12 protein-coding genes are annotated in these 13,935 nt (G+C 58.1%); 4 read left to right on the plus strand and 8 right to left on the minus strand.

Features of this window, described 5'->3' with window-relative positions:
- Positions 1–204: 204 nt before the first annotated feature.
- Positions 205–804, plus strand: a complete 600-nt coding sequence (locus EO776_RS19140; protein WP_158228714.1) for a HalOD1 output domain-containing protein — start codon at positions 205–207, stop codon at positions 802–804.
- Positions 791–3,850 carry a sensor histidine kinase gene (locus EO776_RS17765; protein ID WP_186279057.1) on the plus strand — a complete coding sequence of 1,020 codons (3,060 nt, stop codon included), beginning with the start codon at positions 791–793 and terminating at the stop codon, positions 3,848–3,850. The genes EO776_RS19140 and EO776_RS17765 overlap by 14 nt, the downstream gene beginning before the upstream one ends.
- A 137-nt stretch (positions 3,851–3,987) precedes the next feature.
- On the opposite strand, the gene EO776_RS17770 is transcribed toward EO776_RS17765, so the two are convergent.
- The 8 genes from EO776_RS17770 to EO776_RS19855 all read right to left on the minus strand — a co-directional run bounded on the left by EO776_RS17770 (position 3,988) and on the right by EO776_RS19855 (position 11,983).
- A complete protein-coding gene (locus EO776_RS17770) occupies positions 3,988–4,887 on the minus strand; it encodes a DUF7504 family protein (protein WP_129452620.1) in 900 nt (299 codons plus the stop codon).
- A gap of 210 nt (positions 4,888–5,097) precedes the next feature.
- Positions 5,098–8,442 (minus strand): PAS domain-containing protein, encoded by a 3,345-nt coding sequence (locus EO776_RS17775; protein ID WP_186279058.1) that lies wholly within the window; start codon positions 8,440–8,442, stop codon positions 5,098–5,100.
- Positions 8,443–8,882: 440 nt separating this feature from the next.
- On the minus strand, positions 8,883–9,371 hold the full coding sequence (locus tag EO776_RS19500) for a hypothetical protein (RefSeq protein ID WP_246041528.1): 489 nt from the start codon (positions 9,369–9,371) through the stop codon (positions 8,883–8,885).
- A gap of 414 nt (positions 9,372–9,785) precedes the next feature.
- Positions 9,786–10,412 carry a DUF7437 domain-containing protein gene (locus EO776_RS17785; RefSeq protein ID WP_094521033.1) on the minus strand — a complete coding sequence of 209 codons (627 nt, stop codon included), beginning with the start codon at positions 10,410–10,412 and terminating at the stop codon, positions 9,786–9,788.
- A gap of 236 nt (positions 10,413–10,648) precedes the next feature.
- Positions 10,649–10,870 carry a hypothetical protein gene (locus EO776_RS17790; RefSeq protein ID WP_094521032.1) on the minus strand — a complete coding sequence of 74 codons (222 nt, stop codon included), beginning with the start codon at positions 10,868–10,870 and terminating at the stop codon, positions 10,649–10,651.
- A 24-nt stretch (positions 10,871–10,894) separates the two neighbouring features.
- Positions 10,895–11,314, minus strand: a complete 420-nt coding sequence (locus tag EO776_RS17795; protein ID WP_094521031.1) for a hypothetical protein — start codon at positions 11,312–11,314, stop codon at positions 10,895–10,897.
- Between the two features lie 17 nt (positions 11,315–11,331).
- Complete coding sequence (locus EO776_RS17800; RefSeq protein ID WP_006630784.1) at positions 11,332–11,727, minus strand: HVO_A0114 family putative DNA-binding protein; 396 nt, start codon at positions 11,725–11,727, stop codon at positions 11,332–11,334.
- Between the two features lie 70 nt (positions 11,728–11,797).
- A complete protein-coding gene (locus EO776_RS19855) occupies positions 11,798–11,983 on the minus strand; it encodes a toxin-antitoxin system TumE family protein (RefSeq protein WP_321166870.1) in 186 nt (61 codons plus the stop codon).
- A 214-nt stretch (positions 11,984–12,197) separates the two neighbouring features.
- Between EO776_RS19855 and EO776_RS17810 the strand changes: the two genes are divergently transcribed.
- Both EO776_RS17810 and EO776_RS17815 read left to right on the plus strand, forming a co-directional pair.
- Positions 12,198–12,470, plus strand: a complete 273-nt coding sequence (locus EO776_RS17810) for a hypothetical protein (RefSeq protein WP_129452622.1) — start codon at positions 12,198–12,200, stop codon at positions 12,468–12,470.
- Between the two features lie 222 nt (positions 12,471–12,692).
- Complete coding sequence (locus EO776_RS17815; RefSeq protein ID WP_129452597.1) at positions 12,693–13,865, plus strand: ISH3 family transposase; 1,173 nt, start codon at positions 12,693–12,695, stop codon at positions 13,863–13,865.
- Positions 13,866–13,935: the final 70 nt, after the last annotated feature.

Raw genomic sequence — 13,935 nt, forward strand, 5'->3', positions numbered from 1 at the left:
AGGTTGACGCTATCGACGAAGTGGGGAATCTGTCAGAGGCAAAACGCGTGGCTCGAAGGGACCATCGAGTCACGCGGGTTTCCGCTCCAAGCCAGTCGATCTGTGACTGGTTCGATAATAGCGGTCGTCTTATGAAGTGTACCAGCGGATGTCTGTCGAGAGTCGCGCACACGTATATATCCGGTATGGGCCATGAGAGGCGGAGTGGTCCGCGAGACGAAATATATTGATCCACTATTTATGTATATTGACAGACCTATGAACTCGGACTCGTCAGTTACTCGGTTTGATCCAACGACTACTCGGTCAGCACTCGACGCTGTATTCACTGCTGTCTCCAAGTTTAAAGATACAGATGCGAAAAATCTCCGGCGTCTCGACAAATATATCGACGCCGACACAATCAACCTCCTGTTTGGTGGTCCGGATAGTTCAACAACGCGTATTGAAGAAGGGACCCTTTCGTTTCGATACGACGATGTATTCGTGACTGTGACACATGACGGATGGATCGAGGTCGTCGACGCAGACGCGTTCCGCACACGGCCAGCGCACCATAGACTGTCGGCCGACGCACGCGCACAGCAATCGACCGAAGCGGCTCTCGAAGCGGCGGCAGCGGCGTTCGCCGAGGCCGAAGAATACGTCTGGACCGCCGCTAGCAACACTTCGGATACTGAACTCGGCGATCCGCTCTGGGCAGTGGTGGAGCAACTCTGGGCCATTCAGACATCGATTGACGACCTCACCGCGCAGTCGTCTTCGACTGAACCGCTGGCAACACAGACAGATGACCAGTTGTGACGAGGTGACCGATGACGCACTGTTCAACCTCGGCGTCGATCTCAACCGGGAGGAGACAGTAGGCGGCGCTATTGATCGGACGCTGACTGCGATCCGTACCACACTGGGGGACACAGCGATTGCCGTGTGGCGGAACCGCAACGAGCATGCTAGCAACCTTGAGAATGCCTACTCGCCGGCACAGCCGTCCCCACCGTTGTTCAGTTCCGAACGCAATACGGGCCAATCGGTTCAAACCCCTTCACCCGACGCAGCCCTAATCAAGCGATGTTTCACGGCTGATGCGCCGGTTCGAACCGACGGGGTGGCCGGACCAATCGCACCGGATGATCACTGCTGGCTTCCGCGTCAGGAACTTTTCGTTCCGATCGATTCCGAGCGTGTGCTATCGGTTGGCTGGAATCACCACGATCTCACGACCGTGTTGGACGAGGCCGGTGTCTGTGAGCTTCTCGGGCGAGTAGCGGGGTTACTCGCCGCGGCACTCGACCGTATTAGCTCCCAGACCCGTGACCCGACAAGCGAGATCGACTCGGAGATTCGCATCGGTGCGTTTCAACAAGCGATTGAGGACGCCGCCGATGGCGTCGCCATCCTCGATGACGAGGCGTACGTCTATATCGATCAGACGCACGTCGATATGTACGGATTCGACAGCAAACAGGAGTTGCTCGGTCGAAGTTGGCGAGAGCTATACGCTGCGGATGAAGCGGCACGGATCGAGAGGGAAGCTTTCGACGCGCTCGAACGTGATGGTCACTGGCAGGGGCGAGTAACGGGAAGTCGGCCCGATGGAACGACGTTCCCGGCGGAGCTGTCCCTGACGATGGTCGCCCCGTCCCGAATGGTCTGTACGGTACGTGACGTGACCGACCGTGAAGCGCGGGAACGTGAGCTCTCATTAAAAGAGCGGGCGCTGGACGAAGCAGGGATCAGCATCCAGATTACGGATCTGACCCAACCGGGAAACCCGTTGGTGTACGTCAACGAGGAGTTTGTACAGCTAACCGGGTACGAGCGGTCAGAGGCTCTCGGCCGAAACCCGAGATTCCTCCAGGGCCCCGGATCAGATTCGGAGACGACAAAGCGAATCCGTACGGCGATCGAAACCGAGCGACCGATAACAACTAAGCTGAGAAACTACACCGCGGAGGGTGAACCGTACTGGGCGAAGCTCTCCGTGACGCCGGTTCGAGACGGAAACGGAATCGTGACAAACTACATCGGGGTTCAACACGATATTACCGAGCAACGACGGCGGATCAGAGAGCTCAGAAACCAGACTGAGCGGCTAGAACTCGTTCTCAGCGGGACGGAGACGGGCATCGGTGAGTGGGACTTCAGTACCAACACAGTCACGTTGGACGCCACTTTACGAGAGGCGGTCGGAGCGAGCCCGACAACGATAGACGAGTGGCAAGCAATAGTTTACCCGGAGGATCGCGAGCGTGCCGCTGACGCCCTGCGGCGCCCGATCGAGACCGGCGACCCGGCTACTGAGACGATACGAATCGGGGCGGATGACAGCGAAGTCACGTGGATAGATCTACACACCGTTGCGAGTGATGCGGGTAATAGCTCTGCCAGTGTGCTGGCGATGGGGCGAGACGCGACGAAGCGCTCCGAGCGTGTAAAATGGGCATCGAAACTGTTTGATCAGGGCCCGCTGCTGTTCGTTCAAACTCGGGCCGTTGGCGGCGAAGCAGTCATTGAGGCCTGTGACCAGTCGTTTTCCGACGCGCTGGGGTACGAGCGCGAGGCGGTGGTTGGACAGCCGCTCAGTGAGTTTTATGACGATAGCTCGACTGATTCGCTCCAGTCAGACGGCTACGAACGCGCGCTTAGCGGCGATCTCACCGTCGCAGAACGCATGCTCGTGACGACGGACGGTGATACGGTCCCATGTCTGTTACGGGCGATCCCGCGCACCATCGACGACGAGGTTGTAGGTACCGATGTGCTGTTCATCGATATCTCTGAACGCGAGAAGTACACTCGGCGACTGGAGGCAGTGTTTAACAGCCCGCACCAGTTTACCGCGTTAGTCCGCCCCAACAAAATCGTGACTGACGTGAACGACACGCTGGTGGCACGCATCGGTGTTGATCGGTCGACAATAGTTGGTGAACCAATCGACAAATTCCCGTGGCTGGACCTTGACCCGAACCACGGACTCACGGTTTGTGAGGCGGTCAACCGCGCGGGTGGCGGTGAACTCGTCCAGACCGAAGGAGAACTACAGGGTCCAGATGGTCTCGCACGCATCGAGGTGTGGTTCAAGCCGATTCGTAACGCCGCTGGTGAAATCACGCTGATCGCCGTTGAGGGGAAAGATATCACCGTGAAGACGCGACAGCGACAGCATTTACAGGTGTTCCAGAGGGTCGTCCGACACAACGTCCGCAACGATTTAAACAAGCTCGTGGGATGGACGACGATACTCGCCGAGGAACCGGACGCTGACTGTCGTCAGGATCATCTCCGCCGACTGACGCGTATATTCGACGGGTGGGAACGACTTACGAACAAAATGCAGGTGATTGATCGCGCGATACGGGAGATACCACACGACGAGTCGACCGTTAACATCGCTGAGGTCACTGAAACGGCCGCAACGGCGGTACAGGATGACTACTCGGACGCAACGATCGCCGTCTCTGTCGACGCGACCGACGAGACTGTCTCACGATGGCTTACACACCCACTTACCGAGGTGATAAAGAACGCGGTGGCCGCAGGAGACCGAGAAGACCCGTACGTCAACGTATCGGTGAGACAGGTTGACAACGGCTGGCTCCAGATCGTCGTGACCGACGACGGGCCTGGCATGCCAGATATCGAGCGGGAAGTACTCGTCACCGGCGAAGAGACGCCGTTACAGCACGGCTCTGGGCTCGGGATCTGGCTAATTCGGATGTTAGTCTCCGTACTCGGCGGAGAGATCGACGTCGACGTGACCGACACAGGTACCGAAGTCGTGCTTCGCGTTCCGACGTCGTCAGCAAACCGCAATCTGGGTTTAGTCGCACCCGAGCAGATATCCTAGTAGGTGTAGTGTACAAACCGTGAGAAGTGTAGAAAGGCCGATAAACAAAGCGCAATCTCACAACGAGGGTCAACGATCCGAAACCCACCAATCGAGGCGGGAGTGTGGCGCGGCTTCGTCGGGTAATATCACCGTATTCACTTCGGGGTAGACTCGCCGCCGTCTTCATCGACTATCCCGGGAGGCTGTCGCTCCACTGCTTGGGCCGATGCTTCACTATCCGAGCACGGCGCGGAGCCAACCACCTGCCATGTGGGGGCAACATCTCGCTTCCCACACACTCGCGCCTCGATCTGGCCGTCGCCGGTTCGCATCTCAACAACGTAATCGAAGTGTGCCGACCCAAACCAGCTGGAACCGTCGATATCGCTCGCTGGTGGCAGGTGGATGAGCCCGCCGACGTCCTGATTTCGCCACTGGCCAACCAGTTCGTGGAGGAACCTGTCAAGCGCAGTCGGGTCGTGATGCGCTAGCAGTTGCGTCAACGTCGCGATCGCGAACGTTCCCGTTCGATCACCCGTCGCGAGCTGCGTCGTCGCACGTTCGGCGGCGACCCCAAGTGAAGTGAGGTCACCGCACCGAACCGGTCCGGCGTCGGTAGTCGCGACGTCAACACCGCCGTCGGTCTCGGCACCAGGGGTGGAATCAATGACGAGTGGGTCCATCGTTGAGAGCCGCGAGCGAACCTTATGGCGTGGGTACTTCGTCGTCAACACCGCGCCTATCTCGGTCATTGCTGCGTACATGGCGTAAAACAGGTCATCATATAATTGGGAGCTTGGCGCAGCAAATCCAACGATGTCGTCGTAGCGGACCGCGACATCGGCGATGAAAGCCGGTATGATCGTCTCTGGAGACGGGTGTAAAACGGCTTCGAAGGTCTCACCGGGGTGCCTTTCCGCTGCGAGAAGCCGGTCGACTAGCTTGTTCCCGTAGTCGTCGACGTAGACGGAAGAGTCGACCCATGACGAACGATTTTCACTCGTCGTAGTCGCGGCGGGGTCAGTGGACCGGTTCAGATACTCGTACACCATCATAGTCAACTCAGACGGCTGAGTACTCATTCTATCTCACCTGTTCTGGTCGGTATTGAGGGCACTTTGACGAGATTCGCGGCGCGTCATTCCATCCTGAACTCATGCATTCTATTCTTTCAGTATCCATACTATTTCTACGCCCGAAGATATGTGGCAGGCAGAACAGATACCGAATATGTCCGTGTCTTAGTAGTAGCCTACAGACATACGTCACTCGAAAAAGCCGCGGATGATCTTCGACTCCGCGGCGCGCAGATGCTGGTGGAGCGTTGACGAGGACACGTCGAACCGGTCGGCGAGATCGGCACCGTTGATACCCCGCGGATCATCATAGTATCCTTCTTGGAGCGCTGTCTCGGCGATCTCCCGCTGTCGGCTCGTCAAGTCTGTATTCCCGGCGGACTCGTCGCGTCTACCGGATGACCCGGACACATGGCGCTTCGAGACGAGCTGACACGAACCGGAGACGGTAGACAGCTCCTCGCGGACCCGACCGATCACTTTCGGGTCCGTGGTCCAGAACTCCAACACGTCAGCGTTCGGGCGGGAACGGACACTGCTCAGTTGTGTGTCTGTCCGCATGAGTACGTCGCGAACCGAGGCTAGCGACCGGTCTGGTGTATCTCTCATCCGCACGGTAATTTCGTGGACGCTGCTATCGGTCGAGGCAATACTGTCGAGTTCGATGCCCGGCGTCGCCGCGACGTAGTCACGAAATGCGGTCTCGGTGTAGCCGTCGACGCGACCGGTTAGGTGAAAGTTTTCCCTACCTGTTAGCGCGACGTGTTCGACGACGATTGTACCGGACGTCGAGAGGCCCGGGAAGAGCGGCGACGGATCCTGACATTCGAAGTCGAAGGCGATCGGTGCGTTCGACGCGCTCGCGGACTCAAGCGTTGACAGCCGCATTCCGGCGGCGTCCGCAACCGCACCAACTGCTTGTCGTTCTGGTTCGGCGAAGCGCTCGGCATCTGTACTGATGAACTCGGCGATCGCGTGGACGGTCCCACAATGGCTCACCGGAACCGCGAGCGATTCCCGGTAGCCGAAATGGAGCAGTCGGTTGAGCCACTCGCCGTGAGCTCCTCCGGTCGCTTGTCCGTCGACGATACGCTGTGGTTCGTTTTGTGAGGCAGCGGTGATCGCGGGGAACGTCTGCCTGGCGCTTTCGTACAGCTTCGCCGGTCCACCTGCCTCGGACACTTCGACCGGGTCAATTCGCTCTGTGACCGGATCATACGTGCCAACGAACGCGTACTCCGCCACACGATCGCCGAAGTCAACAACCGCCTCACGCACTGCCGCCGATGTCTCCGCAGTCACGATCGCTTCAACGGTGTCAACCATCCCCTCCCACAGGTTCTGGTAGCGATCCGCTTGCCGCTGGGTCCTGGCAACATCATTTGAGAGCCCCGCTATCGATGTCTCCTGACGGAGTTGTGTGAGTGCCGCCGAGACCTGCTGGCTCACCGCCCGAATGAACGATTCCAACGTCTCATCCCGTTCGTCAACGACGACGCTCAACAGACTCGTATCACCGAGCTGTGTGACGAGTGCCTGCTTCTCGGCCGCGTCGCCGGCGTCGATAACGGCGTCGGCCGGGAGCCAGCACGTGTCGGACTCGGTGAACGCTCGCCAGAGATCCGTCTCGCCCGGGTGAATTCGCTGTCGGCTACGTGATTCAGAGTTGTCTCCCGCAGTCGCAAGCCGCACCAACTCCCCTTCTGACGTATTGCGGTCGTATATCGCGAGCTCGTCAGCTGTTACCACATCGGCGACCGCCTTGACACACGCGTCGAACGCGTCTTCCGGATCCGTTGATTTGAATACACGGCTGCTCACGGCGTAGAGGTTCGTCAGCCGCCGCTGCCGGTCAAGCGCGTCACGCGCATCGGTGAGATCGGTAATATCGTTGGCGACGCCGAGTACTGCGTCCTCATCGCTGTCGACCGGGGTGAATGGTATTTTCCACGTTTCTAAGACTCGTTCGTTGCCTGCGGCGTCGGTCAGTGTCTCCTCGGTGCGATGGAGCGGCTTGCCGGTCTCAATCACCCGTCTATCGTCGTCGGTGAATGCGTCCACCTCGTCGGACTCGGCCGTGTAGTCAGCATCAGTCGAACCGATCATGTCCGAGACGGTAGTGCCGTACGCGTCAGCGACCGCTTCGTTCGCGAGCAAGAATTCGCCGTCTGTGTTCTTCGCGAATATCAGCTGGGGGACTGTGTTCATGACACGTTCGAGCTGATTGCGTTCGGACTCTATGCGGTCGCGCGCAGTACGTAGTTGACGTCGCTGCGCGACGAGCTCGATTGCCGTCTGGAGGTACTGTGTGACGATCAAAATGAGCTCGCGTTCGTCCTCGGCGAGACTGCCCGTTTCCGGCGACCCGACGAGAAACACGCCATCGTCGTCAATAGGGACAATAAATTCGGTACCGATCGGCGTCTCCCGGTTGTGAACGCCCACCTCGGCGGCGACATTCGGGTAGTATGCCGGCGTCCCAGCATCGAACACCTCCCACGCGAGCGATTCACCAGGGCGGAATCGGGGTGCCTCCTCGACAATCGACGCTGCGCTACTGGAGACAGACACCGGGACAAGCACGTCGGTGGTAGTCTCCGCAGTTCCAGCCGGAGCCACCGTATCCGTCCCAGCCGGTTCGTGTGCCCAATACCCAGAGAACGGCCGATCAATAATCTCCGTCACTCCTTTGATCGCAGTATCGATCACGCCCTCGTAATCGTCTGTAGTCATCAGCTCTTCGGCGAGCGAACGTGTCTTCTCAAGGCGACGGAGTCGGCGTTCTTGTTCGGTGAGATCGAGATTAACGCAAGTGATTCCCCCCTCGGGTAGCTGTGCGAGCGACACGCGCTGTGTAATCGGCGTACCGTCTCGTCTGACCCCGACCAACTCGCCGTCCCACGACCCCGTCTCCTCGACAACTGGGAGAACCTCGGTTTCGATCCGCTCGATGACGTCGTCCGCGTATATTTGCCGCCAAGTCTCACCGAGTAGCTCCTCGGCGTCGTCGTACCCGAACATCGTGATGTGAGCATCGTTGAGGTACGTGTACTCACCATCACCGTTTAATAACGCGATACCAGAGGTCGTCAGGTCCATCGCGGCCGCTTGCTGTTCAAGTCGAGCCAAGTTCGCCATACGCTCGCTAACGTCTTGGAAGATTCCGAGGACATACTCGGTGCCCGCGTGTGTGAACGTCGTTGACCTCACGTCGACCGGCACCGTCGACCCATCTGCACGCAGAATCGTCACCGGCTCCTCTGCGTCGGCACGGACGTGTTCTTTCCGCCCGTTCTGGACCGCCTGAAACCCTTCACGGTGACGCGTCTCGGTCTCTGGCGGGTGAAGTTCGGTCTGGTGCATCCCGATAAGCGAAGAGCGGTTGCGGCCGAACAGTTCGGTCGCCGCCTCGTTTACCGCCACGACGGTTCCAGTGGCACCCTCTGCGGTGAGGATCGGTGCTGGACCTTCTATCGCCAGCCGCGCGAGGAACGCGTCGGCTCCGTGGTCGGGAGACATGGGTTCCGGACTCATCTTGTTATATAATTCACTATTCTGGACCGATTTGAGAGTATCGCCGTAATGGCCCATAATTAGATTTTACAGCCTAAGAGTAGGTTTCTCAGGTAGTAGATTTACATACCCATTATGACAAACAGACATCTATTAAAATGGTTAAAAACGAGTTGAGAACCAGTAATGACTCTCACACCAGGTTTTGAACATGTTGAAATCTATCGAATAGAAGGCGCGCATCAATACCATCCTCCGAGATTGTGCGGCGCGGTGGTATAGTGAAGTCGTTAACTTACCGGATCTCACCTCATAAGCCGCGCAAGGAGGGTAGCCCCAACGAGGAAGGATACGTTATGATTCTCTGTCGAACTGTACCGAAAGGTCGACCGCGGGACGATCTCACGGTGGAAGATCCAACGGACTATCAGAAACCGAAGGGCAGCAGATCAACAAGGGTGTTACTGTATCTCTTCTAATACCTCTGGCCCCCTCAGTATCCGGAAGAATTGCTCGTACTCCGTCTCACTGACTACCTGAGATAGTGCGCGCTCTGCGTTCCTGTCGTCGATGATCAGCCCCACAGAATTGTGACCCTCAGACACCCGAATTTGAACAAGATTACCGGCGAATTTGGCGTCCGTTTTCGGGAGTTCATCTTCTCGCTCCTGTTCGAGCTTGGCTAACTCTCTGTGTGCTTCGTCAACCATCTCGCTCACGGTAGGTCCGTCACGGATTCGCGCACCGTAATCCGGCTCTGGAAGGGCAACAATCCAGTCCTCGTTACGTATTGGATCAAGCCAATCGTTGACACCGTAGGGACCAGCCCATTCCTTGTCCAACTCCTCGACTACTCCAGTGGAGACGTACAACTGCTTATCATTCGACTGAATGTAGTTGATAGAGATACAAGCGCATACCTCCGTCTTCAGGCGGAGGTCGAGCGACACTCGGCTCGTTTATCCCGGCAGTTTGAAGTCCGTGGCCTCTAGTAAGCACGGATGCTACGGAATCGGTGAGAGGCCGTCCCCGAACCACAAGGGGTGGCGAACCAGTGGTGGTTCGCACGGCAATGACACGGATTCCGACGGGGCCTCATTGGCCGGGCCACAGCCCAACGAGGGAGACAAACGAGAGTTCCCCCGGTGTGTCGCCGGTTCCCTCCGAGTGCGGGTTGGAACCAAACGGCGACGACCGCCCGAATCCGATGGTCGGATTCCTCCGCGTTTACGCGGAGGAGGAGGTCAATAGCTGTCGCCGTTCTGGAGTAGATCGCCCGATTCCACCCAAGACGCTCGAGTCAACGAGGAGTGCATCCGGGAGCGGGTAGAGGGGTGAAGAGCCAACTAATTTCGGCCGATCGCTCATTCCTGCTCAAACACGTACGGAGTGTTTCGAATCTTCCGATCATGTACGTCGTGTTCGAAGGAATCATCGATGAGCCCTGCTTCGACAAACAGGGCAATGATCGGCTCCAGCGCCTGCGTGATGCTGATAGCCTCGATCTCATCAACATTGAGGCGGTCTGCTGCTCCACGACGAGTCACCTCGCCACTGAGATATGCCCGTGTCTGCTCAACCGCCATCAGCAGCTTCGCCTTGCCGTGCCGATCAACGAAGAGTTCGATCTCACTAACCTCGCCGCTTACACCGTAAGCGGCGATCGTAAGCGGGTCAAACAGTATCCGCGTCTCTCCCTCCCCAACGGGGAGAAATAGTGAATCAGTCCGGAGCTGGCTCTCTTTCCCGCTACTGACATCCTCGACAATGTCTAAGTTTTTGAGCTTTCCAACCCGCATTGAGGTTGTACTTCCGGCAAGATCGAGTCTACGCTCGATACTGCTGTTCGTAGTAGGCTGATTCAGCAGGATGTCAGTATACACTCTGGCGATGTCGGGATTCACCAGTATCTCTGAGGCCGCGATAAAGGAGCGTGCGGTGCCCTCTTTCGAGCCGTTCTCGTCCGCAGTCGGGGCGTTTGTTACTACCATCGTAATTCATGATACGTGAACCGAGAACTAATATCTTGTGGCAGTTGTGTCGGACTGTATGGAGGCTCCCAGAAATTGTTCTTAGATAACTGATTTGTGGATACTGGCATTCGTATTCACGTCTTAAGAGAGCATTTCACTTATACGAATTAATCTTAATCTTAAGATTAGTCTGACAGCTTCTTCCGGACAAACGGCTGCTAGCCGGGTACTAGGGCGGTGTCGGTGTTTCGTGGTCACCACCCAGTGGCCATATCCCAGAGGAGGGCGACGTCAACGACACCGAGGATAGCTCCAGCTAGTAGCCACGCATCAAGCAACGATGTGAGGTCCAAGATCGGGCCAGAAACTGCGAGTTCGAAGGCCGACGCCAAACTCGCCACCTCAAACAAGAGTACCCCCGAGATGACCCAGATCACAGTCGCACTAGCAGCGATGAGAAGCTTATTCCCGCTCATCTGTGACGCTCTAGCGACACCAAGCTACTGTCCATCGTACCAGGGCGGCGCACCGAACGCATCAGCGTAGCAGTCTGGGTGACACGGTCGCTTGCGGTTGTCCGGCCATGCCCGGTCGAGCGGAACCTGCTCGCCGCAGAGCCCACACTCGGCGGTGTGACCTGCCTGACGAGCGTCTGGTGAGAGATTCCGCGCCTCGATGTAGAGCGCGTGGAGCGCCCACGGCGTGAGGCGAACGGCGACACGCTCGGCCGGATCGGGATCCTCGTCCGACGTCGCGGCCGAGAGCGTAAGCACCCAGCCGTCACCGGGCTCGCCGTCGGTCGCTGGCCCGAGGGCGATCGTCCCCGCGAGGTCGTCGTCGACGTAGTACCACTCTGCGTCGCGGTCGACGTGGTAGTGGCCATCGGGGCGCGGATTCTCGGGATCGACGTCGTCGCCCATCGTGTATCTTCGCTGAGTCAGGCGTTCGCCTTCCGGCCCTGTCCCGACCCAGTCGTGAGCGGGATGTCGGCGTCGATTTCGTCGTACCACACGACCGGCCGCTTTGCCCGGCCATTCTCCTCGAGTTCGACGAGGCCGTAGTCGGCCAGCTCGTTCACGTTCTCGAGGACCTCTGGTGGGTTCCGATCAACGAGGCGAGCGAGCTCGCGGATGCTCTCCGGCTCGTGTTCGACGATCGCCTCCAAGAGCTCAAGGTTGGTCGAGCGGAAGACGCGACCGAACGTTTCGAGATTCTCGATCGAGAGCGTCGGTTCGCTGGGGTCGACGTCCTCGCCGGCGTCTATCGCCTCGAGGCGCTCTTCGAGGTCGCTACGGTCGGCAGACTTGATCTGAACATGGAGTGTCTGGGTCATGGGGGGGGGTGTAGGGTTGTGGGTCGGAATTAGTCGCGGGTCTGTACGTCGGTCACCGTAGTTGATCGGGCTACCAGTCGTCGCGCTTCTCTTCTGGGAGTGCCGCCCGCCAGGCGCGGAAGATCTCCGCAAGGCCGGGGTAGTCGATCTCGAAGGTCTCACCGCCGAGGTGGAGTTCGTGGACGCCGTGGTGGTTGTCGAACCGGATGATTGGATCGTCTGCGCCGGCTTCACCGTAGTGGTGCGCGTACTTGATCCCGTCCTCGAACCGGTCTGAGGTCGGGACCGAAAGAACACGCCTGAGGTCGGGACCGAAAGAACACGCACCCGCGCAACGGTGCCGTCGGCGTAGGCTTCAATCTCGTCTTCGAGCACGGTGACATCATCGCTCATCCACACATGTGCCGACGCACCCTGCTCCGATAAGTGTTAGGAAAAATCCTAACAGTACCAAGGAACGGATAGCACCCATGAAGACAACAGAGCGATCGCTCTGTCAGCTGTGGGGCTACCCAGATGTGGTTGATGCGGTACTACTCGTTGTCGGAGTCGTCATCGACAGAGGCCTGGGACAGCTGTCTGTTGCCTGTCTGAGCTACTGCCCGACTGATTTCCTTCTCAAACAGGTTCTTGATTCTATCTTTGGACAATCCATTGAAAAACAGTGGATGATTCTTCTCGACCAGGTGTTTGGTCGAGTCCCAAATATAGTTCGAATTTTGAGAAGGCAGAAATCGAGTTAATCTTAATCTTAATATTAGTATTAATCTAAATAGTCTCTTCTACGGTGTCTAGATACGCTACGTGGAGTTCACACGAGAAGGGCGTGAAATACTAGAGCTAAACAGTCCTCGAACGCGGCGGTTCGATCAGCTGTCGTGATCAATATCGGTAGTTCCCATCGGGTAAGCGGATAGTCACAACTGACAGGGTTAGATTCTCAGGAAGCGTCTGGATGGGTGCGTATGAAATTTCTCTACCACCCAGACACTGTCCTTACGGCTCCAGACCTCGAAAGCTTAGCGGTCAGCCTTCTACAAGAACTTCCTCTCCCCGGAGTCGAAGACTGCCGCTTCGACTCCGGGGTCATCTGGGAAACGGTCACGCAAGCAGCCGTCGATCAGAAGTCCATCAAGGCTGTTACCGACACCACTCGTCGAACATACTCTGACGACTACACGCTTACACAACTTCACACCGTTCCGCCTGATGAGTTGGAAGCAATCGTCAATGACCTCTTCGCCCAGCAGGCGGCGATGATCCTCGGCCCCAGTCCGAGGATCATCTGCCTCGACTTCGTCGATATCCACTACCACGGCTGTCCACACGCTGAGGCGAGCGAACTCTGCCACACCAAACCACGCGATGGCACCAGCCAGTGCCATCGCTACCTTGCTGGATTCGTCCTCTGTCGGGCGAAACCACTCATCGTCGCAGTGACCCCCGTCCGGAGTGATGAACCCAAGAGCGACGCGGTCGAGCGACTGCTCGACCACGTCGCGGCCCTTCCATTCGATGTCGCAGGACTCCTCGCTGACCGTGGATTCTACGACGGCACGTCGATCGAGCGACTGGATGCTACAGCACCAGTCGCTCTTCCGATCATCCGCCGTGGGAAACAGATGGCCGAGAAATTGGACACGACAGTCTCCTACTGGACGGAGTACGTGATGTACAAGGGAAGCGAGCGGGAACTGCGCTTCCCGCTCGCGGTCTGTGTCTCCTACCAGCAGGGCAACCGTGAGAAACACGGCTTGCTCGTCCGGGCGTACGTGGCGTGCGATCTGACCGATCGCACGCCGAAGGAAGTCGAAGCGCTCTACCAGAAACGCTCAGCCATCGAGACAGCCTTCCGGACGATGCGCGAAGCGCGTGCGCGGACAAGTACGACCGATCCAGCAGTTCGGTTGTTGTTCATCCTCGTAAGCTTCCTGTTGCGGAACCTCTGGGTGATCGTCCGATGGGGCGTGCTCGCCACGCCGCGGCGCGGCGGGCGAGCACTCCCTGTCTGGTTCCGCTTTGAGGTATTTCGAGAATGGATCGATCACGCTCTCGACGACAGGTTGGGCCGGAAGTGGGAAGCGCCGACCAACCGTATCGGCATCCCAGCGACCTACAGCGAGCTGGACGCGGGCTGAGGCCGCCCGCGTCCAGCGGCAGCCCTATGAGTGAGCTACAGCTTTGCTTCTCGTCTGAACTGACGGCGCT

The organism is Halorubrum ezzemoulense (assembly GCF_004126515.1).
Taxonomy (GTDB): Archaea; Halobacteriota; Halobacteria; order Halobacteriales; family Haloferacaceae; genus Halorubrum; species Halorubrum ezzemoulense.